The sequence below is a fragment of the Pontibacter beigongshangensis genome (assembly GCF_014332515.1).
In the GTDB taxonomy this organism is placed as follows: domain Bacteria; phylum Bacteroidota; class Bacteroidia; order Cytophagales; family Hymenobacteraceae; genus Pontibacter; species Pontibacter beigongshangensis.
This window is the reverse complement of record NZ_VFSD01000003.1, coordinates 294,646-320,104: the sequence shown is the minus strand read 5'-3', so window position 1 is coordinate 320,104 and position 25,459 is coordinate 294,646. Positions and strand designations below refer to the sequence as shown.

Sequence of the window (25,459 nt, the reverse complement as noted above, 5' to 3'; positions counted from 1 at the left end):
TGTACCTTAACTACTGATTAACAATTAGTTAAACCCAAAACTCGCGTTATTTAAATAAAAAAGCCCCCCTCTGAGGCGTCACCTGCTCCTGCTGCTGCCTTTGCTGACTCCAACGGTTTTTCCTATTTTTACCCCAAGATAAGCTCCTAACCCCATGGCCACAGAAAGAGACCCCGCAGCAGAGATACAGCAGCTAACACAACGCATCCATCACCTCAACTACGAGTACTACCAGAACAGCATTTCTGAGGTATCCGATTTCGAGTTCGACCAGCTCCTCAAACAGCTCCAGGAACTCGAGGAGCGGTACCCGGAGCTGAAGCTGCCCAACTCCCCTACCCAGCGCGTGGGCGGCACCATCACCAAAAACTTCACGACGGTGTACCACAAGTACCCCATGCTCTCGCTGAGCAACACCTACTCCGAAGAGGACCTGCGTGAGTTCGACAACCGTATCCAAAAAGCCATTGGCCAGCAGGTGGAGTACGTGTGCGAGCAGAAGTTCGACGGCGTTGCCATTAGCCTGACGTACGAAAACGGAAACTTTGTGCAAGGTGCCACCCGCGGCGACGGCACCCGTGGCGACGACATCACGGCCAATGTGCGTACTATCCGCGATGTGCCGCTGCGGGTGCAGGGCGATCAGTTGCCGGAGCTGTTCGAGGTAAGAGGCGAAGTGTTTCTGCCACTGCCCGTGTTTGAGCAGCTGAACGCAGAACGCGAAGAGGCCGGAGAGCAACTGCTGGCCAACCCGCGCAACGCCGCCTCCGGCACGCTAAAGCAGCAGGACTCAGCTATTGTGGCCAGCCGCAGGTTAGGCTGCTTCTCTTACAGCTTCCACTGCGCCCACAGCCCTTTCGAGACGCATGCCGAAAGCCTGGAGGTGATTAAAAAATGGGGATTCCAGGTGTCGCCCACCTGGCGCACCTGCAGCAGCATAGACGAGGTGCTGGCCTATATTCAGGAATGGGAAACCAGAAGGTTTGAACTGCCTATCGCTACGGATGGTGTGGTGGTGAAAGTAAACAGCTATGCGCTGCAGGAGGAGCTGGGTTTTACGGCCAAAAGCCCCCGCTGGGCCATCGCCTATAAATACCCGGCCATGAGCGCCGCCACCCAGCTGCAGGGCATCCAGTACCAGGTGGGCCGCACGGGCGCCGTTACACCAGTGGCATTGCTACAGCCGGTGCTGCTGGCCGGCACCGTGGTAAAGCGGGCCTCCGTGCATAACGCCAACGAGATCCAGCGCCTCGACCTGCGCCTGGGCGATACCGTGTCTGTAGAGAAAGGCGGCGAGATCATTCCTAAGATCACGGGCGTGGATTTTGAGAAACGCCCGGCCGATAGTATGCCTATCGCCTACCCCACCCACTGCCCTGCTTGCGGCACACCACTTATCCGGACAGAGGGAGAAGCCAACTTCTACTGCCCCAACGACGAAGGCTGTGCCCCGCAGATACAAGCCAAGCTGGAGCATTTTATTTCGCGCAAAGCCATGAACATAGACGGCGTAGGACCCGAAACCATAGAGCAGCTCTACCAAAAAGGGCTGGTGCGCAATGCCGCCGACCTCTACGACCTGACCGCCGAACAGCTGCTCTCCCTGGACCGCATGGGCGAAAAATCTGTTAGCAACATTCTGGCTGGTCTGGAAAAGTCGAAAGAGGCACCCTACGACCGGGTACTGTTCGGGCTCGGCATCCGCTATGTAGGGAGCACGGTAGCCAAAAAGCTGGCCGAAGGCTTTCCTGACATAGATGCGTTGCGCGGCGCTTTGCCGGAGGAGCTGGTAGCCGTAAACGAAATCGGCACACGCATTGCGCAATCCGTTCAGGAGTACTTTCAGAACCCGGAGCATGTGCAGCTGGTGGAGCGCCTGAAAGCGGCTGGCCTACAGTTAAAGTCCACTGCCACAGCCCCGGCGCTGGAGAGCGATAAGCTTGCCGGCAGCACCTTTGTGATTTCGGGTGTGTTCCAGAGTGTGAGCCGCGAAGAGCTGCAGCACCTGATTGCCGCACACGGCGGCAAGGTCGTGAGCTCCATCTCCGCTAAGCTGAACTACCTGGTGGCAGGAGAGAAAATGGGACCGGCCAAACTGGAGAAAGCTACCAAGCTCGGTATCTCTATTCTGTCGGAAGAGCAGTTCCTGGAGATGATCAGCTAAAGCTGATACTTTGCCGGGGCAGTTTTCATCAGCAAGAAAGCTTCCCCGGCAGAGAGAAACAGCCTGTTAGTAGAGAGTTGCAAGATCAGCAGAACAGAAATGCGCTACTTTATTTATATTTAGGGTAGCATCTGAACTGGAGAGTATTTTAAGGAAGCGTCGGTACAGTTTCAGGCCAAACCGGGAGCAAGGGCATCTAACTGCAGTCTTAGTGCAGAAAAAGCCTCACGCCAGGTGAGCCGGGGCCGGGCAGCAGGTGCAGCAGCAGCCCTGGGGCGCTCTGGAGGGCCAATTCCATTAGAATAATTTGCACTGCAGGTGCTGGCAATGTTAGTATCAACTTTTACCTGAATACTCCGGACTTTGAGCACCATACCGTTCGCACTGCCAGTCGTTCCTATGAGAAAACGATACCAGATCGCTTTGCATGTTGTAGGCTGGCTGATCTTTATCATCTGGATCATCTACTTCCTGCACTCCAGAGGCAGCCTTACCTTGTTCAAGGCCATTGATGTTGTAAGTGGCCTGATGTTCCATATGACCATTTTTTATTTTAACTGGTACGTGCTCATACCGCGTTTCCTGGCCCGCAACCACATTTTGTTGTACGTTGGCTATGTACTGGCCGTGCTGCTGCTCATCGCCCTGATCCGCCCTCCCATCGACTATTACCTCTTCCATGAGTTTAACCCCAAGATGACGGCTCCTTACAGTTCAGAGCGCATACTGCAGTACATGGTGGCTGGGCTTATGATCGTGTTCATCAGCTCGGCCCTGAAGGTGACAGGCAACTACATCCGCAACGAGAGCCGCAACAAGGAGCTCGAGAAGCAGAAGCTGACGGCGGAGCTGGCCTTCCTCAAATCGCAGGTAAACCCGCATTTTCTCTTCAACACTCTCAACAACATCTACTCGCTGGCCTACAAGCAATCGCCCGAAACCCCGGATGCGATCATGAAACTGTCGCTGCTGATGCGCTACATGCTCTACGAAAGCAACGACTCGCAGGTAATATTGCAAAAAGAAGTCGAAAATATCCTTAACTTTATTGATCTGCAGAAACTGCGCCTCCGGGAGCAGACCAGCATTCAGTTTAACATAGAAGGCGATGTAACAGGTATTATGATCGCTCCCATGATGCTGATGACACTGGTGGAGAATGCCTTTAAGCATGGTCTGGTCAGCAAAAATGAGATCGGGATCATGATCAACCTGCTGGTGGAGAAGGAGTACCTGCAGTTCAGCACCATCAACAACATCAGTACCCATAAGAAAAAAGGCTTTGGCGGCATTGGCCTGCAGAACCTGAAACAACGCCTCAGCATGCTGTACCCGAACCGGCACGAGCTGAGCCTCGAGGAGAAAGAGGGAATATTCTACGCCACATTAAAAATATACTTCCAACCCAAAAAATAAGACTATGACCATACGCTGCCTTGCCGTGGACGATGAGCCCCTGGCACTGGACATTATCGAAAGTTATATCCGGAAACTGCCCTTCCTGGAACTGGTGCGCACCTGCTCCAGCGCCACAGAGGCCATGCAGGTGCTCCAGAGCGAGCAGGTGGACCTCATGTTTCTGGATATTGAGATGCCGGAGCTGACCGGTATCCAGTTTCTCAACATCCTCAAGCACCAGCCACTCATCATCTTCACCACGGCTTATCCGAACTACGCCCTCGAAGGCTTTAACCACGATGCCGTGGATTACCTCCTCAAGCCGATTCCCTTCGACCGGTTTCTGAAGGCGGTAACAAAGGCGCAAGAGCGGCTGCAGCTAAGCTCTAACCATGCCAAAGCACCTGCCGCACCTGCTCCCGCCGCTCCCGGCCCTGAACAGGATTTCATGTTCGTGAAAGCCGACTATAAAACGATTAGGGTAGATTTTCAGGATATTCTCTGGATAGAGGGGCTGAAGGATTACATCATCATCCAGACCAAAGACCAGAAGATCATTACGCTGCTCTCGATGAACAGGATGATGGAGAAGCTGCCATCGAACAAGTTTCTGCGCGTGCACCGCTCCTTCATCGTGTCGCTGCAAAAGATCGACAGCATCGAAAAAAGCCGGATACGGATACGGTCAAAGGAAATTCCTGTAGGCGAGGTGTACAAAGATCAGTTCCTGAAATGGGTGGAGGAAAATAACATCCAGTAGATTGCCCCTGCTCTTGTGCCTGCTCAGGAGGGCACTTCTTCTTCAAAATTTAAAGATTCTGGACCGATTCCTGTTTTATTTCAGCTAAAAAAAGCTAAACTTGCACCCTAACAGGGCCCTGCCCTGCTTTTATTTTACTATCAGCATGATACAGGATATTTTTAAAGGTACGGGGGTAGCCCTGGTAACACCATTTACCCAGGATTTTGCCGTTGATTATGAAGGGCTCCGGAAATTACTTGACTTTACCATAAAGGGTGGGGTAAACTACCTGGTGATAAATGGCACAACAGCAGAGTCGGTTACAACCACGGCTGCTGAGAAGGCCGAAATACTCACCTTTATAAAAAAACACGTTAACGGGAAGCTCCCGCTGGTATACGGCATTGGCGGCAACAACACACAGCAGGTGCTCGAATCCATAGCCCAGACAGATCTGAGCGGCATAGCAGCGCTACTCTCGGTTAGCCCCTACTACAACAAGCCATCGCAGCAGGGCATTTACCAGCACTACCTGCAGATAGCAAACCACTCGCCGGTGCCTGTGGTGCTCTACAACGTGCCCAGCCGCACCGGCAGCAACATTACCGCCGACACTACCCTGAAGCTGGCGGTACACGAGAATATTATCGGCATTAAAGAGGCATCTGCCAACATGGAGCAGTGCATGCTCATTGCCAAGCACAAGCCAGAAGATTTCCTGCTGATCAGTGGAGATGACCTCATGACACTGCCCATGCTCTCCTTTGGGGCTGTCGGTGTGATATCGGTGCTGGCCAACGCCTTTCCGGAGAAATTCAGCCAGATGGTGCAGCATGGCCTGAACCAGAACTTTGCTGAGGCGGCCAAGCTGCTTTATCAGTTCGTGGATCTGAACCCCCTGATGTACGAAGAGAGCAACCCTGTAGGCGTAAAGGCGGTGCTGGAGCGGTTCGGGGTTTGCGCTGCCACCGTTCGGCTGCCTCTGGTGGAGGCATCGTCGGGCTTAAAAGATAAGATCATTAAGCTATTGTAAGGCCGTATCGGCCATAAAGCAAAAGCCAGGCACCGGTGCCTGGCTTTTGCTTTATGGCCCTGCCAGTGCCTTGTCTTTCAATCAATACAAAAAGCATATGCTCCCCCTGCGTCACTTCTCTGTTTTGCTCTCGCTGCTCCTGCTCAACAGCTGCAACAGATCTGCCGATACCATTCCGGCAACTGACACTGATCATGCGCACATGGTCGGAACGGCCCAGGCTGCCCCTGCATCCGAAGACCAGGACCAGGTGTATTCCATTCCTGACTCTGTTGCCGCCTCAGCCTTTGCCATAGACACTACCGGCCTTAGCCCTGAGCCGGACCAGCCCATAAAAATTCTGATCGAAGGCCTTTTTCATAAAGAAGAAGTCTGGGCTGGCGCTGAAAACAAAACGTGGATTGGTCTGATCTATGCCAACGGCCGGTACGAGACCCGCAGCACCACTTTGCAGGTAGAGACTGCCTATGATCCTGTGCGGGATGCCGAAACAGTGAACGCTGCAGGAAGAAAAGTTATTTCAGGGCGGCAAGTCACCGGCCACGATACCACCACCCTGCTGTTCATCACCGGCCTTTCCGGCGTTCAGACAGGCACCGTAGACACGGCCGCCTTCGACACCTCCGTCCTCAAACCTGGCCGGGAGCTTCCATTGCGCTATAAAGGTAAAACATATACCCTCGCTGCCTTCGGCGACAGCACCCTCACCGACTCCGCCACGCACACATACGCCTACGGGCAGTATGGCTGGAAAATAAGAGGCACTAAAAACGGAAAAAAGATAGAACAATTAATCGCCCAGGATGATGTGCTCGACAATTCTATTTATGTGCTGCATTGGGCCGGCGATCTGGACCGTGACGGAATTCCTGATCTGATAACCGATCTGTCGAACCATCATAACCTGATGAAGTACGCACTTTTTCTCTCTTCCAGAGCCGGTAAGGGAGAACTCTATAAACGTGTGGCTGTTTTTGAGTCGAACAGGAAATAGGAAAGTACCGGTCTTTGCACAAGCCCTGCAACCTGCGCGGCTACAGTGTTCAGATCAGCAAGGGGTGTCACAAGCTACCGGAATTATTCTAATGAAAATGCCCCTCCGGAGCTCATCTTGCAGGTATAAATTCAAGGCTTAAGGCGATGCCTTGTTCGCTCGTGCGAGCTTGTAGCTCGTACTCTCATCATACCTGAGCATATTAATGAGGCAAAATCAGGTGATGTAGTGTTGATGCTTCACATGCTGTTTCTCCTACTAGATTAGCTTCGGAGAGATTTACACTTGCCGCCGCTCCCTGAACGGAGGGCAAACATAAAGGCCGCAACGGTGGTCGCGGCCTTTACCAGATGGAAATCTACTATTAATGTATGGTTAACCTATACGAAGTTGGTCGCATAAGTTAATACTCTGCTGTACAGAAAGAGGCTTTTTACCTGTTATACCTGTCATCTTTCTCCCGCCAGGCATTGCTTCTGTTGTTACTTCCATAATGATCATTTCCGAAATCCCGGAACTCGTTGGAGGTACCGTATGAGGCATCGTGCCGGTAGCCGTGGTTGCCCCGGCTGTCGAAGTTACGATAGCTGTCTCCCTCTTCAGGGTTGTCGTAATTCGGGTTGTAGCCCATGGTGTACCGCAGGTGCCTGCGCTCTTCATAAAAAGGCTCGTCTTCCAGCGGATAATGGCTCACCTTGTCGCCAAAGTCATCTCCCCTACCCACTGGGCGGCCATACTCTTCTTCTCGGGGCATGGCATTGTAGTTAGCCGTATCGTACATCCTATTGTAGAAGTCGTCGCGGGAGCCTTCGTTACCAGCCTCCCTGGCATAGCCTTCTCTTGGCGGCTGCCTGTAGTGGCGTTCTTCTTCCCAGCCCAGGTCGGTTCTGTACTCGTTGTTTCCGTAGCCGAAACGCGAATATGGCTGCCTTTGCTGCTCATGTTCGTTGCGGCGATTAAAGTCTCCGTACTTATTTTCTCTGTTGTTTCTCATAACTATCGCTTTACCTGTGTTGAATTGATTTAACCTGGCAGGCGTACCAGTTGCTGTGTCTGCTATTGTCTGCTGCCCCGATGCTGGCCAGAGCGGTTGTGCCTGCGGTCATTATGGTCATTCCAGCGATCCAGGTTGCTGTAGCTGGCGTCTTCGCCAAAATGCTGTCTGCCTTCTGTGTGGTTCCGACCAGCAAAGCCACCGCTGTAGTCATTGTCGTACATGCGGTTGCCTTGTTCATACCGGCGATACGACTCATAGTCTCCCATAGAAGAATGTCCGAGGGACCTGTCGTCGCCTCCGCCCCTGCGTACATCATGGCCAAACCGTTCGTCGGCCATGCCTCTTCGATCTGAAGATCGGCCCTGTTGGCGCAGATCGTCATAATCTGAATGGCTATAATCGGCTCTGGGGTCGTAGTGGCGGCCGGAGTTGTAACCATCGTCACGGGTATAGGTCATGCCGTAGGGGTTATCCTGGGCAGAGCGTTGGCTGTGCATATAGTTATCGCCACCGTAGGTGGCCCCTCCTGCCTGGTAGCGCCCCTGTGGGTAGGTGTAGCCATGGTCGGCATTGGAATTAAAGGTGCGTTGGTCATAAAAATCTTTGTCGAAGGCCCTGCCGGTTCCGGGGTGGAAGTGTGAGTCTGTGGTATAATTGCCTCTATCAGAGTTGTGCCCATGCCGCTGTTCATGCAGCCTGTTTGGCTCCTCTTCCTGCCTCCAATTGCTTGTAGCGCCTCGATATTCCTCTCTGTTCTGTCTCATAGCTTTCTGTTTTAGGTCTTACTAAATAAATTCTATCTCCTATTTTACGGTACCTGCCCGGGTTTAGGTTAAAAACCTGCAACAGACCTTTCAGATACTGTTATGTAAACCCCAGGTGCTAACAGTCGTTAAAAGGGAATACAAGATAAAGCCTATTTAGCTATGGAGAGAAATAATTGGAATAACAGAGACAGAGACTTCCGCCACGCGCATAACAGCTATGAAGATAGCCAGGAACACAGCCGCAGAAACAACGAGAGGCGGGCTGACCCTGACACTTACCGTGGGGCATACCGGCAAGATACCACCAGCGACCATCGCCATGTAAGTACCTGGAATGGGTTCGACAGAGGCCCGGACAATGAGTGGCAGGGCCGTAACCACCGGTCTGCAGCGCATTATCAGAACAGGAACAGAATGGGAGGTGACAGCGACAGCACTTATCAGCGTGGGGGCCATGAATCTTATGGCCGACAGCGGGAAGAAAGATTCGACAGCCCTGCGCATAGAAGCCACTACAGGCAACAAAGCTTCGGGCCGGGCAGTAATTTTAACAACGACTATGGCCCTGATAATTATCAGCACCGACGAGATGAAAACTATGGCAATATGGCCGGCTCGCTGAGCTTCGGCTACGACGGCGACAGAAACTCTGACCCTGACGCAAATCGCTATTACGACCCGCTAAGCGGTCGGATACGGGACAACAGGTATAACCGCGAAAGCCAGAGCCGGAATGCACGCAACAGATCTGACGACAGCTGGTACGCTGACAGACACTAATGAAAATGTAGTAAAAGAAATCAAAACTTAAAAAGAAGCACTATGACCAATAAAGAAAAGGACAAACTGAAAAATGAGAACACCGACCACACCCTTAACAAGGGGAACAAAGTTCCTGCTATAAAGCCGGCGGAGGAGCTGGACATAACTGAAAAAAAGGCGCAGGCAGGAGAGATCGGAGGCATTAAGCCAGGCAAAGGCGGCCGGCAGGGTGGCACCAGTGTTGAAGATGGTGGCCAGGATGTGGGCAGCAGTGCCGGAAGCCGGTAAGGTGCCGGACACACTTATAAAAGAAAGGGCAGCACAAATGTGCAGCCCTTTCTTTTTATATAGGATAAATTAGTTGCCGGTTGTGGTGGTGCCAGTAGTACCTGTGGTGGTTCCGGCAGTAGTTCCGGAGGTAGTTCCTGTAGTCATTCCTGTAGTAGTTCCGGTGGTAGTTCCGGTTGTCATTCCTGTAGTAGTTCCGGTGGTAGTTCCGGTTGTCATTCCTGAAGTGGTACCAGTTGTCGTGCCAGTTGTAGTTCCCATGGTGGCAGTATCTTCCATCATCGTATCGTCAGTTGTCATATCGTCCCGGGTAGTGGTATCGGTTTCTACTCCAGTAGTTTCGTTAGAGCTACAAGAAACCAGGCCAAAAGACAAACTCAGGCAGGCAGCAGCAAAAATGTTAATCCAGGTCTTTTTCATAAGTTTTAATTTTTATGTTGCTAAATGCCTATCTCTTACGGTAAAAATACATTAACGCTGTAATTTTAATATAAAAATCTAAAAGAATCTACACGAGAATCTCCTACTGGCGCCACGCCTCATCAACTGCCCGACACGCTGAAGCCCAATAGCACAAAAAGAGGAAACGGTTGGCGGATCGGCCGGGAATTTAGTAACAGCGCTCGCATTTTTGGCCTGAGGGCCTGTGAAAACAGAGATGCCGTAATAAAATGCCTGAGCCCAGGAAAGAATCCAGAGTATCTCTCGTGCTTGCTGCCCTGATACTGATGTGGCCTATAGAAAACAGAAAAGTTAAGTTTCTGCCTGTGGACCTATGACGTTGGCATTCTGAAGGTGATGGATAAATTTCTGGCCTGCCTCTGCTGTTTGCGCAAAAAACAAAGCTCAGGAACTTTGCCGTTGAGGCAGGTCCTGAGCTTTATCTATTAGCTTCTGAATTAAACGTATCTGCTCCGCTGCTATAAACATATATTTTTACAAATATACATTCACAAGTAAAGAGGAGGTAAAACAGGCGTTAGCTGCTACTGAAGCTCTTCCTGTTCCATGTATTCCCACATGGCATCTTCGCTTGCACCACTTTTTATGGCATAAACCAACATGGTGGTATAAACGCCTATCAAAAGCAAGCTCAACGGAATTGAAAAAATAAACGACACAACCAGTGTCTTGACAGGATCTGCCTTAGATTTCATCTTGGTTGAGGCATACCAGAAAAACAACACGTTGAAAACTCCGGAAAGAGCGATAAAATTGATAATATCTAACATTGGCGATCTTTTAAAATGCAGACAGTTTAGTTCAAATAGCTTAGCACCACATCCGAGATAATAGCGCTTATGGTTTTATGATTATTTAGTTCTCTTTTATGGTCCAACTGGGCAAATGCAATCTATAAGACTTTTTCTTAAATAACAAATCTTAGTTCCTATAATTATTGGCTATAATTGCTTTAAACTTAAATTGATATTTACATGCCAGCCTTGCAATTTATTTAGTTAAAATGCCAAATAAGGTTATTTTGGTTCAAAAAGGTGGCATTTTTTTTCTGGTTTTAATTTTAAGGTGCAGCAATGCTAGCCGCATTTGCCTCTAATCAACTAATTACATGGCAGTTATCCAATGCAATTCTCAATTCATGTAGTTGGCGTTATACCATATTTTTCCGACCTAAATCTATCTTTTAAGGCTCCCCAAGTATAGCTCAAGATATCTGAGTGACAGAAGCAGGCTGCTAAAAAATCCGCATGTTGGTAGAACAAACTGTTGCAACATTATTTTAGTGCAAAACTATGCAAAATTCTGTTTTTATTATTATTCCCGTATTTTATATAATTAAGCAACCATTATGGATGATTACCGTCTATTTGACATTAATTTTGTAAGAGTACGTATTATTTAGACAAACAATCGATAGTTATTAAATATTTTTTATTTCTATTCGTTTACAGGCTCCTGACGCATAAAAATGAACAAGTAAGGGGTGTATTCCGGCTACTAAGGTGGTAGGATATCGTGAAAATCTAGTCCACTTAATTTTTAATATCTTACCCGAAACAGTTGATCAGCATCAATCCCCTCCTAAGGCCCTAAATCATTTAAATAATTTCTCTAGAACCTGGAAATAGAAAAGGAAGAGCAGCAGGTAAAATTTCGCCAGAAGGTAGCTTTCATTTAATAATTTAAAAGCAAGAGAAGTCTGTTGCAGACGACGTCTCAACTTCCTGGAATTTCCGATGGCAGCAAAAGCTAATCAAATTCCTTGCCTTAGGACGGGTTAGGAGTGGTTGTCGTTTTAATGCGATTTCCAATAGGTTCCGAAGCAGTCTAATAAGGAGTAGCAGAGCAGTAACTGCCATCCTACGCTTGACGCAGTGGTAACAGGTGCTGACATATCGCAGCACCTCCGCAGGACATTGGCCCTGAGCAGCGACGATTATCACCTGCTCCTGTGGCGGGGGCGGCCGCCACAGGAGCAGGCTGTGGACAGGAGCGGCAACGAAGGATTTCTTCTGTTTTTAACAACATTTTCAGGTTATTGACTAACTTTGCTTGCAAGACAGCGATTTCAGCTATACTTTTATCCTTTATATATCTACTACATTACTCAAACACACTATGGCAACCACAGCTGACATTAGAAATGGCTTGTGCATAGAGTTCAACAACGATTTGTATATCGTAACTGAATTCCAGCATGTGAAACCAGGCAAAGGCCCAGCTTTCGTAAGAACAAAACTCAAGAACATTAAAACCGGAAAAGTTTTAGACAACACTTTTTCTGCCGGTCATAAAATTAGCACGGCCCGGGTAGAGCAGCGGCCTCACCAATTTATCTACAAAGACGACTTTGGCTATAACTTTATGGATTTGAGCAGCTTTGAGCAGGTAGCCCTGGAAGAAAAGCTGGTTCCGTTTGCTGACCTGATGAAGGAAGGCCAGGAAGTGACCATTCTTTTCCATGCCGAAACAGAAACTCCGCTTACCTGCGAGTTGCCCGCATTTGTGGAGCTGACGATAACTTATACAGAACCCGGCCTTAAAGGCGACACTGCTACCAACGCATCTAAACCAGCCATCGTAGAGACAGGAGCCACTATTCAGGTGCCCCTGTTTATTGGCCAGGACGAAAAAATAAAAGTTGATACACGCACTTATTCTTACGCAGAGAGAGTAAAATAACAATGAAAGCTAAAGAAATCCAGGACCTTATTGACTTTATCGCCAAATCGGGGCTGAACAAAGTTAATATCGAGACAGAAGAGTTTAAGATATCGGTAAAGCGTGACCCGGACCAGAAGGTAAAATACGTAAAAGACAACTCGTCTTCCGCTCCGGCACAGCCCCATGCGCCAGCCCCTGCTGCTCCGGCCCCACAGCCTGGCCCAACCCTTGTCCCCGCCCCTGCCGCCCCGGCAGCTGCCAGCGAAGAAAGCAGGTACATAACCATAAAAGCCCCCATGATAGGCACTTTCTACCGCTCCTCCAGCCCGGAAGCGCCCTTGTTTGTGAACGTGGGCGACGAGGTGAAAAAAGGACAGGTGATCTGTATCATCGAAGCCATGAAACTCTTCAACGAAATCGAATCGGAGGTATCTGGTAAAATAGTGAAGGTGCTCGTAGACAATGCCTCCCCTGTAGAGTACGACCAGCCCCTGTTTCTGGTAGATCCTAGCTAATGTGCTAATTTGTTAATGTGCTAATGCGGACCGGATGAATGTGGGGCAGGCATGTTGCCTCTTCACCTAAATTGAGTTCAACAGCATTAGCATATTCATTTTCAGATTTTTAACCAGCACATTAACTCATCAATTCATCAGCACATTCATACAATGTTTAAAAAAATACTAATTGCCAATCGGGGAGAGATTGCCCTTCGCATCATCCGCACGTGCAAAGAGATGGGTATTAAAACGGTAGCCGTGTATTCTACTGCCGACAAGGAGAGCCTGCATGTACGTTTTGCCGACGAAGCTGTTTGTATCGGTCCTGCGGCCAGCGCCTTATCTTACCTCAACATCCCGAACCTGATCGCCGCAGCTGAAATAACGAATGCGGACGCCATTCACCCGGGTTATGGCTTTTTGTCTGAAAACGCCGAATTTTCGCGGATCTGCGCCGAAAACCATATCAAATTTATTGGGGCGACCCCCGAAATGATCAACTCCATGGGCGACAAGTCTTCGGCGAAGGCAACCATGAAGAAGGCAGGAGTACCCACTATTCCCGGTTCCGACGGTTTGCTGAACTCCCTGGAGGAAGGTCTGAAAATAGCCCGAAAGAGCAAATACCCTGTTATTCTGAAAGCCACAGCCGGTGGCGGCGGCAAAGGCATGCGCATTGTGCGCAGCGACGAAGAGTTTAGCAAAGCCTGGAACGACGCCCGTGCAGAGGCCAAGGCATCGTTCGGCAACGAAGGGCTTTACCTTGAGAAATATATTGAGGAACCCCGCCACATCGAGATTCAGCTGATCGGAGACCAGCATGGTCAGGTAGCGCACCTGTCGGAGCGCGACTGCTCCATCCAGCGCCGGCATCAGAAACTGGTGGAGGAGACCCCATCCCCTTTCATTACCGATGATCTGCGCGAGCGAATGGGCCAGGCAGCCATTGCCGGCGCCATGGCTATCAGCTATGAGGGCGTGGGCACTATTGAGTTCCTGGTAGATAAGAACCGCGACTTCTACTTTATGGAGATGAACACCCGTATTCAGGTGGAGCATCCTATCACGGAAGAGGTTATTGATTACGACCTGATAAAGGAGCAGATAAAGGTAGCCGCCGGCCATAAACTAACCGGCAAGAACTATTATCCGAAAATGCACGCCATAGAGTGCCGCATCAACGCAGAGGACGTGAAAAATAACTTCCGCCCCTCGCCCGGCAAGATCACCAACCTGCACATGCCGGGTGGTCACGGCGTTCGCGTAGACTCGCATGTGTACTCCGGCTATACCATCCCCTCCAACTACGACTCCATGATTGCCAAGCTGATCGTGAGTGCGCAAACGCGGGAGGAGGCTCTGGTAAAGATGAAACGCGCCCTGAGCGAGTTCGTGATTGAAGGTGTCCATACAACCGTTCCATTCCACTTGAAACTGATGGACGACCCGGAGTTTAAGGCCGGCAACTTCACGACTGCTTTCCTGGACACGTTTGACTTTAGTTCGTTAAAATAGGAAGAGCCCTTAATACAAATCTCCGGCACTGATAGGCCGGAGATTTTTATTCCCCTGGCACCGACCCAGACTTCTGAACAGGAAAATATTTTGGAAGAACAGCAAAATACTTTTGCACCGTAATTCTGTCGGCTATGCTTTCTGCAAAGCGCAATTCCTGATCTTTGCATTGTTCAATTAAAAAACACCCTCCATATCTCTCTTTAGTTGCACGTCCTGTTATCTTGCTTTTAGTTAATTTATAGGCATAGAGTGCTCCTCCCGGGTGCTTTCCTTCTCCTAGGTTCCTCTAGGCAGCAAGTGGCCGTGGCATGGAAGTCAGGGGCCGGAACGCCTACTTCTTTCGCTCTTTGAAGTTACGCCTGTACTAGGGCGCTGCACGAACCGGTAAGATTGTGGCCTTTATGGAAGGCTGGCTATACCAGATGTTGAAGAAGTGCGTAGGATACCTAAGACAAAGGCAGCATTTACCCTTGGCATAAGAAGAGCGCGTGGAGCCACTCAAACAGCTTTTTGAACTTAGAAAGACAGACAGGAAATGGCATTTGCCTGTGCTGGCAGGGCTTTGTGTGGGCATTCCGGTACTGGCGGGCTACTACACCGATCACCTGCAGGATGGAAAGCTGGCCTCCATGGCTGCCTTGGTGATCCTTTACATCCAATCGCAGCAGATTGCCAAACGGATGATGATTTTGATGACCTGCTCCTTCGGCATCCTCGTATCGTTCTCGGTGGGGGTTGTGTTTGGCTTCGATCCTTATGTGGCGGCGCTAGTACTGGGCCTTTATGCCTTTGCGGTGCACTTGGGAATCTATTACCTGCAGATGATGCGCCCACCGGGCAATTTTTTCTTTATCATGCTGGCGTCCGTGGCCATTACGCTACCCCACGACCTGGCAACTGTTCCGCACCAGATCGGCCTGATAGGAATAGGAACCATGATCTCGTGCCTGCTCGGGTTTGTATACAGTCTGGTAACCCTTAAAAGATCAAAGGCGACACACGAGACGATCACTCTCAGCAAAAACCCCTATGTCAACTTCACCGAGTCAGTCACGTTTGGTTTCTTTGTGGGGCTTTCGCTGTTAATTGCCAACCTGCTGGAGCTCGAAAAATCATACTGGGTCCCGACCTCCTGTGCCGCCGTCATGCAGGGCATCAGCGTAAAGCATGTATGGCAACGGAGCATTCAGCGGGTAATAGGTACGTTTCTGGGGCTTGTCATTACCTGGGGAATCCTGTTGCTTAGCCCCTCGCTCCTGCTGCTTTGCGTCGGCATCATTTTGCTGCAAACTGTTGTGGAGTTCCTGGTGGTTCGCAACTATGGCCTGGCAGTCATTTTCATCACTATACTAACCATTTTCTTGGCAGAGTCCGGGGCAGCACTCACAGAAGACCCCACCGCCTTAATCCTGGCCCGCTTTACCCACATCTTGACTGGTTGTATAGTAGGCGCCGTAGGTGGCTGGCTACTGTATAACGAAAAACTGCAGTACCTGGCAACAAGGCAAATCCGAAGAACAAAGATCATCATTGCCAGACGCAAATAGGGCTGCCGCCATAAAAACTGAATTATTCGAATAAAAAGGGTCTTCCGGAGCCAGTTACCTGCCAGCCAGATTCAAACGGCTAACGGCTGCTCTCCTCTGCTTCCATCAGCTGCTCCAGTTCGGTATACCAGCCTTCGCCATACTTGCGGATAAGCGGTTCCTTCAGGAACTGGTACACGCGCACACCCAGGTCAGCGCCGAAGCTGCAGGCACTGCTGCAAATGCCCCAGCGGTCGTAGTTAAGCGCATCGAAACCATCGTATTTGGTGATGCGGATAGGGTACAGGTGGCAGGAGATCGGTTTTTTCCAGTCGATCACGCCATCCAGGTAAGCCTGCTCTATGGCGCATTTCAAGGTCCCGGCTGCATCATAAAGCGCATAGGCGCACTCCCTGTCGCCAATGGTGGGGGTAGAAAAATCACCTTCCCAGTCTTTAATATACACGCCCTGCTCAGCGATAGCCTGCTTGCCGGCCTCGCTCATGTAAGGCATGATCTTGTCGTAGTGCTGCTCCAGAATCGGCAGTTCCTCTTCGTCGAGCGGCGCTCCCAGGTCTCCTTCCACGCAGCAGGCCCCTTTGCACTTTTCTAAATTGCAAACGAAAAAATTATCGCGTACATCATCACTAATTACGGTATTCTGGAGAACTATCATGTGCTTGCTATGGAGAAATCAGTAATATAAAATATGGGTGCCGCTACCAATGGCCGCTGCTTAAAACGAAAGACAAAGTTAGACAGAAAATAGTTTAGGAAGGCGGCTTTTTGCTAGCACACTGCCTCAGCAAAACATGAGTAGACGCCTAAAACTCCGGCGAACCGGCAGCTAACAGCATATTTCTAATGTTATCGCGCCTGGTAAACTGGATAGCTGCCTTACCCGCCTTATCCAGTAATTTAGGGTCTGCTCCGGCAGAAAGGAGCAGCAGAATCATCTCGTTGCTCAGGTTCAGGTCGCAGGCCAGCATGAGTGCCGACTTGCCCTCCTCGTTCTGCGCGTTTATCTCTGCCCCTGCCTCCAATAACCGCTGTATTTCGGCCATGCCCTGCCCTTTGCCAAACTCCAGCACATACATCAGGGCAGTATTTCCCTTCAGGTCTCTGGTATTCGGATCAGCACCCAAAGCTATCAGCGTGTCGAGCAAGTGCAGCTGTTCCTTTTCAAATGCCTCGGAATTTACCCTGGTGCCGCTCACTACAAACATGAGCGGTGTTTTGCCATCCTCGTCTGTCTGGTGAATGTCGGCTCCATGCTGCAGCAGGTAACGAAATGCCTCCAGCCTGACCTCCGGATGATATACTGTGCCGTAGCCTTCCATCAGGTGCGGCAGGTACAGGGCATGCATGAGCGGTGTTCGCCCCTTAAAATCGATATCGAAGCCCTGTGGGTTATGCGAGCAATTCACATTGGCCCCCAGTTCCACGGCCCTGGCGATCAGGTCAGGGTTTCGGTCCATGGCACCGAGCAGCAGTTTAGACTCCGGGCTTTCATCGAGTTGCTTCAGCTGCTCGTAGGCCATCATGCTGCCTTTTTCCATGGCGCGCTTGTACCATTTCAGCGCCTCCCGCAGGTCTGATTTTCCTCGCTGGCCTTCCTCATAAAACAGGCCCAGCGAGTAGCTGGCCTCCCGGTCGCCGGCCTCTGCGCCTTTTTTGAACCAGTAAAAAGCCTTGTCTCTATCTTTGGCTACACCCTCTCCCTCCATGTACAGGCTGCCTAGGTAGCCATAGGAAACTACGTCGTTCTGGGCGGCCGCCTTATTGAAATACTGGAATGCCTTCGCCTTGTCCTCCCGCTCCCCAAAGCCGTTGTAGAACATGCTGCCCAGAATGCGGTTACAGAAGGCATCTCCTGCCGCCGCTTTTTCCTTTATGTCGACTGAAGCGCTCTTCATGTGGCGTTTAAACTGCTCTTCGTCGTCCACACTTTTCAGGGTCATCAGCTCGGCCAGGCCCAGGTGGCCCAGCAGGCAATTGCCCCGTACAGCTTTTTGGTAGTAGTAGCGGGCAGAGTCGCGGTTAGCGGCGAAATATACTTCGGGGTTCTTGAGTTCAACAGAGTCGCTTAGATGTAAAGCAGACCGCAGTTCACGGTGCTGCTGCATGCGGCCCATAAAATAATAGGCATCGCTGTCGCCATTGGCCACAGCCTCCCGGAACTTGGCGTAGGCAGCCTCGTGCTGCAAGGCAATGTAAAGGGCCACTGCTTCCTGCGTTTCGGGGGAGCGCCAGCCCACGGCGGCCTTTAAGTTGACAGGAACAGTCTTCTGAACAGGCGTCATGCCTGGAGGAAATGCCTGTGCCAGCCCATGTTGGTGTAAAGAAAACAAGAACAGCAGGAGTAACAGGTTTTTCATAGGAATGATAAATCTACAAACTAAAAAAGGTGGCTGTGGCCGCACCTAAGGCGTTAACCTTAATACCGATATCAAACACCACACCACAAATTAACGATTTTACCCCCTTACTACCAATTGTTGCCTCCCTGAATTGCTGCTTGGTGGTTGTTCGTTGCTGAATGGTTGATTTTGCAACTGCCTCACCCCCACCGCCGGGCGTAGTTTTCGACTATGTTCTTTTATGTCAGGGAGTCTCCGACTATCATTGCTTCGGAGAAGCATAAGCACGCATTGCCAATTACCTTGCTGTTTCGGACTAGGAAGTCCTGAAGAGCAGCAGTAGCAGTGGCAGCCGAAACAGCCTCCTGAGGGGCTTTTTCATTCCAATAATCCGTCATCAGGTTCATCCAGGAAATCCTTCAATTCAGGGTTCAGACAAACAGCGGCAGAACCTCCGGAGGGCCAATTTCATTGGAATAATTCCGCAAAAGCAGCGCCTCCCAACCTAATTCTGTACAGAGCATTCTGAATCCGGATTAGTATTCGTAAATTGCGTTGATTTTAAGACGCACGCGGAAGAGAAGAAATGGATTATATCAGTTTATTAAATGAGTCGCAACGGGCGGCAGTGCTTCATACCGAAGGACCCGCCATGATTATAGCCGGTGCAGGCTCCGGCAAAACAAGAGTGCTTACTTACCGGATCGCCCACCTGATCAGTCAGCAGGTTGATCCTTTCAACATTCTGGCACTGACCTTTACCAACAAGGCGGCCAAAGAAATGCGGCACCGTATCGAGAAGGTGATCGGCAACGAGGCGAAGAACATCTGGATGGGCACCTTCCACTCCGTGTTCTCGCGTATTCTGCGGGCAGAGGCCGACAAGATCGGGTATCCCAAAAGCTTCACCATTTACGATACCGACGACAGCAAGACGCTGATCCGGAACATCGTGAAAGAGATGAACCTCGACGATAAGCTCTACAAGCCGAACGTGGTGCTGGGCCGTATCTCTTCTGCCAAAAACAAATTGATCTCGGTGCGCCAGTACCTCAGCGACCCGGTTATCCAGGCCGACGATGAGGCCGCCATGCGCCCGAAAATAGGCAAGATTTACGAAATGTACCAGAAACGCTGCTTCGCTGCCGGCGCCATGGACTTCGACGATCTGCTCTTCAACACCAACGTGCTCTTTAAAGACCATCCCGATGCGCTGAACAAATACCAGAACATCTTTAAATACGTGATGGTGGACGAGTATCAGGATACCAACTATTCCCAGTACCTGATCACGCGCAAGCTCGCAGCCCAGAACCGCAATATTGTGGTGGTGGGCGACGATGCGCAGAGTATCTACGCCTTCCGTGGTGCCGACATCCAGAACATCCTCAACTTTGAGCGCGACTACCCGGAGCTGCAGGTGTTTAAGCTGGAGCAGAACTACCGCTCCACCAAAAACATTGTGCATGCTGCCAACTCTGTTATCAAAAACAACCAGGCCCAGCTCCGCAAAGACGTTTTTACCGACAACGAGGAAGGTCCGCTGATCGAGGTCATCAAAGCCAACTCCGACAACGAGGAAGGCAAGCTGGTGGCCACCACCATTTTTGAGGAGAAGATGAACAACCACTTCTCCTACGACGACTTTGCCATCCTGTACCGCACCAACGCACAGTCGCGGGCAATGGAGGAAGCCCTGCGCCGCATGAACATCAAGTACAAGATCATCGGGGGCCTCTCCTTCTACCAACGCAAAGAAATAAAAGACCTCATCGCCTATCTGCGCCTCACGGTGAACCCGAACGACGAGCAGGCGCTGCGGCGGGTTATCAACTATCCCAAACGCGGCATTGGCGAGACAACTGAGCAGAAACTGTTTGTTACGGCCAACGATATCAACCATTCGGTATGGGAAGTGGTGCAGAATGCAACCGAGTTCCTGGGCAACCGGGTAGGCACGGCCATCGAGAATTTTTCGATCATGATCCGCGACTTCGCCCGCATCGCCGAAAACAGCGACGCCTACGAAGTAGCCAAGCACGTAGCCAAACACTCCGGCATTGTAGACGACCTGTATGCCGATAAAACTGTGGAGGGCCTCGCCCGCTACGAAAACATACAGGAGCTGCTGAACGGTATAAAAGAATATGTAGACGACCCTGAGAAGGACGACAAATCCTTGTCGGCGTTCCTGCAGGATATTGCGCTCATTACCGACGCCGACACCAAAGCCGATGACGACGGGGAGTTCGTGACGCTCATGACTATACACTCAGCCAAAGGACTGGAGTTTAAGAACGTGTTTATCGTGGGCATGGAAGAAAACCTGTTCCCGAGCCAGATGATGCTGAACTCCCGCGCCGACCTGGAGGAAGAGCGGAGGCTATTCTACGTGGCCATTACGCGTGCCGAGAAAAAACTGTACCTTACCTATGCCACCAGCCGCTACCAGTGGGGTAACCTGCGGGCCTGCGAAAAGAGCCGGTTCGTGGATGAGATCGACAGCCGCTTCCTGAACTTCAAGTACGGCGATGTGCAGGGCAACAGCATGTTCGAAAAGGTGCTGCAGCGCAAGAGCAGTGCAAGTAACCTCATACCCCCCCCGCCACGCAAGCAGGTGGCCAGCAACTACACCGCCCCTGCCGACTTTACACCCAGCGATACCTCCAAACTGGCCGCAGGCATGAAGGTAGAGCACCCCAAATTCGGTTTCGGCACCGTTTCCAAAATGGACACCCAGGGCAACAGTACCAAAGCCATCATCAACTTCGACGAGGTGGGTGAGAAAACCCTGCTGCTGAGCTTTGCCAAGCTGCGCATACACAGTTAAATTAGAAATTATGAATTAAAAATTAGAAATTGAGCGGGTGGTGTAGCGGTTAAGACGGTTGCCGGGCATGCGCTGTTAAACTTCCTGCGCAGAATCCGTACTACTAAGGACCCTAAACCCACGGAAAAAATTTCTAAATGCTGATTCCCCCGAATTTCTAATTTTGAATTTCTAATTTTGAATTTTAAAAAATAATGGAAGCTAGTACTACATTTAAACAAGATCTGCTGCTGCGCGAGTACGGTAGAAACGTACAGGACCTTGTAAACCACATCCTGACCATAGAAGACCGAACCGAGCGCACACGCCTGTCGCAGTTGCTCATCAACCTGATGGCCAAACTGAACCCGCAGCTCCGCGACATTCAGGATGCGCAGCAGAAACTCTGGAACCACCTGTATGTAATGTCCGGTTCCAAGCTCGATGTGGACGCTCCCTACCCGCTTAGCGCCATGGAGTACCTCAACGATAAGCCGCAGCCCATGCAGTACCCGCTTCACACACCTCGCTACAAGCATTATGGCAATAACGTGGAGTTGCTTATTCAACGGGCCACGGAGCTCGAAGATCCGGCCGAGCGCGAGTCCGCCATTGTGTCGCTGGGCAAACTCATGAAAACGCTTTACCGCGCCTATAACAAGGAAAGCATCACAGACGATATTATTCTCAACGACATCCGCCAGATGTCTAAAGGAAAACTTGATATGGACTTAAAGTTTATCGAGAGCAACAACCTGTTCGAAAGCTCAGGCAAACCACCCGGTCAGGATGCGGCCAGCCCGCGCCCCCAGCAGCAAAACCGCAACGACCGCAACGACAGGAACGACCGTGGCGACTCCAACCGGAACCGAAAAAACACCAGAACTACCTCTAACACCAGAAACAAATAAACTGAATGGCTTCATTTGAAGTAATTGGCGGCAACAAACTTAAAGGAGACATCATCCCGCAGGGGGCAAAAAACGAGGCGCTTCAGATTCTGTGTGCCGTACTCCTCACCCCGGAACCCGTTACCATCTCTAACCTTCCGGATATTGTAGATGTTAACAAACTGATCGAACTGCTCAGCAACCTGGGCGTGAAAGTAAACCGCACAGCCCCCGACACTTATACCTTTCAGGCTGATGACATTGATCTGGACTACCTGCAGACCGAGTCATTTGTGAAGCTGGGGCGTGCTATCCGGGGTTCTGTTATGATCCTGGGGCCTATGCTGGCTCGTTTCGGGCAATGCAAGCTGCCCAAGCCAGGAGGCGACAAAATTGGCCGCCGCCGCATGGATACGCACTTCATTGGCCTGGAGAAGTTGGGAGCCACCTTTTCTTACGACACGCAGGACAGTTTTTTCCATATCGAGACCAATGGCCTGAAAGGAGTATATATGCTCCTCGATGAGGCTTCTGTAACCGGAACCGCCAACATTGTAATGGCTGCAGCCCTGGCCGAAGGCACTACCACCATCTACAACGCCGCCTGCGAACCTTACCTGCAGCAGCTGTGCCGTATGCTCAACCAGATGGGAGCCAAAATCAGTGGCATAGGGTCGAACCTGCTCACGATAGAAGGCGTGGAGAACCTGGGAGGTACCGAGCACCGCCTGCTGCCTGACATGATCGAGATCGGCTCCTTTATCGGCATGGCCGGCATGACAGGCTCCGAGATCACGATTAAAGATTGCCAGATCCCCGAGCTCGGCCTCATTCCCGACACTTTCCGAAGATTAGGCATCCAGATGGAGTACCGTGGCGACGATATCTACATCCCGTCGCAGGACTATTACGAAATCGATACCTACATAGACGGCAGCATCCTGAACGTTTCGGACCACACCTGGCCTGGCTTTACCCCCGACCTGCTCAGCATTGCGCTGGTAGTGGCTACACAGGCAAAAGGCACGGCCCTCATCCACCAGAAAATGTTTGAGAGCCGCCTCTTCTTTGTGGACAAGCTGATAGAGATGGGCGCCCAGATCATTCTGTGCGACCCGCACCGGGCCACCATTATCGGTCAGAACAAGCAGGTGCCGCTAAAAGGCATCAACATGACCTCTCCGGACATTCGCGCCGGGGTAGCCCTGCTGATTGCCGCACTCTCCGCAGAAGGCCGCAGCGTGATCAACAACGTAGAGCAGATAGACCGGGGCTACCAGAACATAGACGGCCGCCTGAACGCCCTCGGCGCGCAAATCACAAGACTTTAACATTTTTGTAGACACAGGACACAAGACTTTTTCAACAAGCTTTAACAGGAAAGGCAGCTCTAACAGGGCTGCCTTTCCTGTTAAGTTACTTCTCATCAAACTGCCCCGACCATACTTACCTGATTGTTCTTAGTAAAGCCTATTAGAATGCTTAACGCGGATTGAGGCAATTATTCCAATCAAAACGCCCCTCCGGAGGTAAAACAAATTGCTGCTGCTGCTGCTGCTGCTGTTTGTCTGAACCTTGATGGAAAGGATTGTCCTGATGAACCTGATTCCGAATTATTTGAATGAAAATACCCCTGCGGAGCTGCTGCTGCTGAAAAGGAAACAAGACACAGGAACTACTTTAAAAGTTGAGAGTTGATAGCTTTTAAATTCTGCTCAGGAAACTCATCTTTAAATCCCCACATTTTCAAATCAACCATTTAACAATTTAACCATTTAACCATTTAACACCCTAACTTTAAAGCACCTTCAGCATCAGTTCCTCGTGCCGCTTCCGGATAATGCTGAACAACCGGTCTTCGAAATCGCGGAAGCCGCTTTTTGCCAGCGACTCTGCAATGCGGCCGTTCTCCAGGTAGTGTATCTGGTCGCAGAGGCTGGTGAGGCTCTCGAAGATGTGCGAGGTGATGATGACTGTTTTCTGCCGCTCCCGCAGCTTGAGCACGATACTTTTCAGCAGCTGGCTGGCCTCCAGGTCCAGCCCGTTGAAAGGCTCGTCCAGGACCACGATCCCGCGGTCCAGCTTCAGGACGGCGAGCAGGGCCAGTTTCTTCTTCATGCCCGTGGAGTAGGTCTCGATCAGGTGGCTGAGCGGCAGGTACAGGAGCTGTTGCCAGGTGTCTGTATCGAAGCCAGCTGAGGTGTTCGGAAAAAGGCGCAGGTACTCGTGGCCTGTTATGTGGCGGTAGAAGTAATTACTGGCCTCCAGGTAGCCGACCTGCCTGTGCTGCAGCTTCTGCCCATGGTAGAGCACCTCCCCCTGCTGCGGCTTCACGATGCCTACCATAGCGTTGAGCAGGGTGGTTTTACCTGCCCCATTCAGCCCTACCAGTCCGTGCACCTGCCCGGGTGCTAAGCGGAGGCTGCACCCCTGCAACACGGGCTGCCCCTCGTAGGACACCTCCAGGTTGTTTATGTCAATCATCCAGATAACTGTTGAGGTTAGAAACTGCTTTTGCGTAGAACCTTACATTCATGACCAGCGGCAGCAGGATCAGGAAAGGCAGCAGGCTGCTCAGCATGGCCAGACTACTCAGCAAACTGCTACCGGCAAGCGACATGCCCGGTCTGTAAAAAGCGTATTTCGACAAAATAAAAAAGCACACATTCAGGCACAGCAGCAGCATAAAAACAAGCGGCAGATACCACATATCCAGATGGAACATAATGTAGATCAGCAGCAAAGGCAGGCAGAACAACAAGTAAAGCTTTAAGTGCTGCAGCAGCTTTTTCCGCAGAAAGCCTGCTGCACCTGCTCCCGACAGCCGCAGCAGGTGCAGCGGCTCGCACTCCTGGTAAAAGCCCAGCAGGATAGACGTGATAAACCAGAGGAGGAACAACGACAGCAGCTTTACCGGCACCAGCAGGAGCGCCACCAGGTACAGCAACAGGATGTAAAGTCCATACTTTCTGAAGCCTGCTATCCACTCGAAGTTTTGAGCCGGCAACCAGCGGCTGTAACTAAAGCCCGCGGCGGAAGGTTTGTAACTGTAGGGCAGCAGCGCCACCAGCGCCATAGCAGCTAACAGCGCACCACCAAGGTACCAGTAGGGCGTTAGCAGCAGCAGGAGCAGCAGCGGCACAGTCAGCAGCACGTACTCGCACAGGTAGATCATCCAGGGCTGTGCAGCATACAGCTTCACGAATTGCCTGTCGCTTCGGCTAAGGTGCAGCGAGAGTACCAGGCCTGCAAACAGGCCGCTGATAACAGCCGCTCCTGCCAGGCCCATCAGGAGCTGTAGCAGAGCGGCTGTTGCCACAAAAGCAATAATCAGGAAGAGCAGCCAGTGCAGCACCGAAAGCCCTGCCAAGCCCCTGCCAAGCTGTCGCCAGCGTATCCAAATTATTTGCCTGATTTCCATATTGTCCTGAACGAATATAGCAGGAAATCTAGTTTATCCCTACCTGAATTTTCACCTTGACTTACTGCTTCTGCCATCACCACCTCCGAAAGAAGGGAACTCCTTATGCGGCCGGGCAGTACGGTTGCCATTTTTTGCTTTACGGATAAAAAGGCAGATCAATT

The 25,459-nt window shown here is 51.0% G+C and carries 22 protein-coding genes; 14 read left to right on the top strand and 8 right to left on the bottom strand.

Features of this window, described 5'->3' with window-relative positions:
• Nucleotides 1-154 precede the first annotated feature (154 nt).
• The 5 genes from ligA to FJM74_RS04945 all read left to right on the top strand — a co-directional run bounded on the left by ligA (nucleotide 155) and on the right by FJM74_RS04945 (nucleotide 6,331).
• On the top strand, nucleotides 155-2,164 hold the full coding sequence (gene ligA, locus FJM74_RS04965) for an NAD-dependent DNA ligase LigA (RefSeq protein ID WP_187261459.1): 2,010 nt from the start codon (nucleotides 155-157) through the stop codon (nucleotides 2,162-2,164).
• 399 nt (nucleotides 2,165-2,563) lie between these two features.
• Nucleotides 2,564-3,580, top strand: a complete 1,017-nt coding sequence (locus FJM74_RS04960) for a sensor histidine kinase (RefSeq protein ID WP_187261458.1) — start codon at nucleotides 2,564-2,566, stop codon at nucleotides 3,578-3,580.
• A gap of 4 nt (nucleotides 3,581-3,584) precedes the next feature.
• On the top strand, nucleotides 3,585-4,322 hold the full coding sequence (locus FJM74_RS04955; RefSeq protein WP_187261457.1) for a LytR/AlgR family response regulator transcription factor: 738 nt from the start codon (nucleotides 3,585-3,587) through the stop codon (nucleotides 4,320-4,322).
• A 145-nt stretch (nucleotides 4,323-4,467) separates the two neighbouring features.
• Nucleotides 4,468-5,337, top strand: coding sequence for a 4-hydroxy-tetrahydrodipicolinate synthase (dapA, locus tag FJM74_RS04950; protein ID WP_187261456.1), 870 nt, complete (start codon nucleotides 4,468-4,470; stop codon nucleotides 5,335-5,337).
• 97 nt (nucleotides 5,338-5,434) lie between these two features.
• Nucleotides 5,435-6,331: a hypothetical protein gene (locus FJM74_RS04945; protein WP_187261455.1), complete on the top strand. Its 897-nt coding sequence runs from the start codon at nucleotides 5,435-5,437 to the stop codon at nucleotides 6,329-6,331.
• A gap of 433 nt (nucleotides 6,332-6,764) precedes the next feature.
• On the opposite strand, the gene FJM74_RS04940 is transcribed toward FJM74_RS04945, so the two are convergent.
• Both FJM74_RS04940 and FJM74_RS04935 read right to left on the bottom strand, forming a co-directional pair.
• Complete coding sequence (locus FJM74_RS04940) at nucleotides 6,765-7,325, bottom strand: hypothetical protein (RefSeq protein ID WP_187261454.1); 561 nt, start codon at nucleotides 7,323-7,325, stop codon at nucleotides 6,765-6,767.
• Between the two features lie 62 nt (nucleotides 7,326-7,387).
• Nucleotides 7,388-8,092, bottom strand: coding sequence for a hypothetical protein (locus tag FJM74_RS04935; RefSeq protein ID WP_187261453.1), 705 nt, complete (start codon nucleotides 8,090-8,092; stop codon nucleotides 7,388-7,390).
• A 162-nt stretch (nucleotides 8,093-8,254) separates the two neighbouring features.
• On the opposite strand from FJM74_RS04935, the gene FJM74_RS04930 reads away from it, so the two are divergent.
• Nucleotides 8,255-8,875, top strand: coding sequence for a hypothetical protein (locus tag FJM74_RS04930; RefSeq protein ID WP_187261452.1), 621 nt, complete (start codon nucleotides 8,255-8,257; stop codon nucleotides 8,873-8,875).
• Between the two features lie 42 nt (nucleotides 8,876-8,917).
• The gene (locus FJM74_RS04925; RefSeq protein ID WP_187261451.1) at nucleotides 8,918-9,145 is read left to right on the top strand and encodes a hypothetical protein; all 228 of its coding nucleotides are present in this window, start codon (nucleotides 8,918-8,920) and stop codon (nucleotides 9,143-9,145) included.
• A gap of 69 nt (nucleotides 9,146-9,214) precedes the next feature.
• Here the strand turns inward: FJM74_RS04925 and FJM74_RS04920 are convergent, their stop codons facing one another.
• Nucleotides 9,215-9,565 carry a hypothetical protein gene (locus tag FJM74_RS04920; protein ID WP_187261450.1) on the bottom strand — a complete coding sequence of 117 codons (351 nt, stop codon included), beginning with the start codon at nucleotides 9,563-9,565 and terminating at the stop codon, nucleotides 9,215-9,217.
• 566 nt (nucleotides 9,566-10,131) lie between these two features.
• The gene (locus FJM74_RS04915) at nucleotides 10,132-10,377 is read right to left on the bottom strand and encodes a hypothetical protein (RefSeq protein WP_187261449.1); all 246 of its coding nucleotides are present in this window, start codon (nucleotides 10,375-10,377) and stop codon (nucleotides 10,132-10,134) included.
• A 1,348-nt stretch (nucleotides 10,378-11,725) separates the two neighbouring features.
• Here FJM74_RS04915 and efp point away from each other — a divergent pair.
• From efp to FJM74_RS04895, 4 genes are all read left to right on the top strand, one after another.
• On the top strand, nucleotides 11,726-12,289 hold the full coding sequence (gene efp, locus FJM74_RS04910) for an elongation factor P (RefSeq protein ID WP_187261448.1): 564 nt from the start codon (nucleotides 11,726-11,728) through the stop codon (nucleotides 12,287-12,289).
• Between the two features lie 2 nt (nucleotides 12,290-12,291).
• Nucleotides 12,292-12,786, top strand: coding sequence for an acetyl-CoA carboxylase biotin carboxyl carrier protein (gene accB, locus FJM74_RS04905; RefSeq protein ID WP_187261447.1), 495 nt, complete (start codon nucleotides 12,292-12,294; stop codon nucleotides 12,784-12,786).
• Nucleotides 12,787-12,939: 153 nt separating this feature from the next.
• The gene (gene accC / locus FJM74_RS04900) at nucleotides 12,940-14,286 is read left to right on the top strand and encodes an acetyl-CoA carboxylase biotin carboxylase subunit (RefSeq protein WP_187261446.1); all 1,347 of its coding nucleotides are present in this window, start codon (nucleotides 12,940-12,942) and stop codon (nucleotides 14,284-14,286) included.
• 491 nt (nucleotides 14,287-14,777) lie between these two features.
• The gene (locus tag FJM74_RS04895; RefSeq protein WP_187261445.1) at nucleotides 14,778-15,836 is read left to right on the top strand and encodes an FUSC family protein; all 1,059 of its coding nucleotides are present in this window, start codon (nucleotides 14,778-14,780) and stop codon (nucleotides 15,834-15,836) included.
• 79 nt (nucleotides 15,837-15,915) lie between these two features.
• On the opposite strand, the gene FJM74_RS04890 is transcribed toward FJM74_RS04895, so the two are convergent.
• Complete coding sequence (locus FJM74_RS04890) at nucleotides 15,916-16,491, bottom strand: DUF3109 family protein (RefSeq protein WP_187261444.1); 576 nt, start codon at nucleotides 16,489-16,491, stop codon at nucleotides 15,916-15,918.
• A 148-nt stretch (nucleotides 16,492-16,639) separates the two neighbouring features.
• Nucleotides 16,640-18,193, bottom strand: coding sequence for an ankyrin repeat domain-containing protein (locus tag FJM74_RS04885; protein WP_187261443.1), 1,554 nt, complete (start codon nucleotides 18,191-18,193; stop codon nucleotides 16,640-16,642).
• A 568-nt stretch (nucleotides 18,194-18,761) separates the two neighbouring features.
• On the opposite strand from FJM74_RS04885, the gene FJM74_RS04880 reads away from it, so the two are divergent.
• From FJM74_RS04880 to murA, 3 genes are all read left to right on the top strand, one after another.
• The gene (locus FJM74_RS04880) at nucleotides 18,762-21,005 is read left to right on the top strand and encodes an ATP-dependent helicase (protein WP_187261442.1); all 2,244 of its coding nucleotides are present in this window, start codon (nucleotides 18,762-18,764) and stop codon (nucleotides 21,003-21,005) included.
• A gap of 194 nt (nucleotides 21,006-21,199) precedes the next feature.
• Nucleotides 21,200-21,895: a DUF4290 domain-containing protein gene (locus tag FJM74_RS04875; RefSeq protein WP_187261441.1), complete on the top strand. Its 696-nt coding sequence runs from the start codon at nucleotides 21,200-21,202 to the stop codon at nucleotides 21,893-21,895.
• A 5-nt stretch (nucleotides 21,896-21,900) separates the two neighbouring features.
• A complete protein-coding gene (gene murA, locus FJM74_RS04870; RefSeq protein WP_187261440.1) occupies nucleotides 21,901-23,205 on the top strand; it encodes a UDP-N-acetylglucosamine 1-carboxyvinyltransferase in 1,305 nt (434 codons plus the stop codon).
• A 466-nt stretch (nucleotides 23,206-23,671) separates the two neighbouring features.
• Here the strand turns inward: murA and FJM74_RS04865 are convergent, their stop codons facing one another.
• Together FJM74_RS04865 and FJM74_RS04860 are read right to left on the bottom strand one after the other, a co-directional pair.
• On the bottom strand, nucleotides 23,672-24,358 hold the full coding sequence (locus tag FJM74_RS04865; RefSeq protein WP_187261439.1) for an ATP-binding cassette domain-containing protein: 687 nt from the start codon (nucleotides 24,356-24,358) through the stop codon (nucleotides 23,672-23,674).
• Nucleotides 24,351-25,295, bottom strand: a complete 945-nt coding sequence (locus FJM74_RS04860) for a hypothetical protein (RefSeq protein WP_187261438.1) — start codon at nucleotides 25,293-25,295, stop codon at nucleotides 24,351-24,353. Before FJM74_RS04860 ends, FJM74_RS04865 begins: the two co-directional genes overlap by 8 nt.
• Nucleotides 25,296-25,459: the final 164 nt, after the last annotated feature.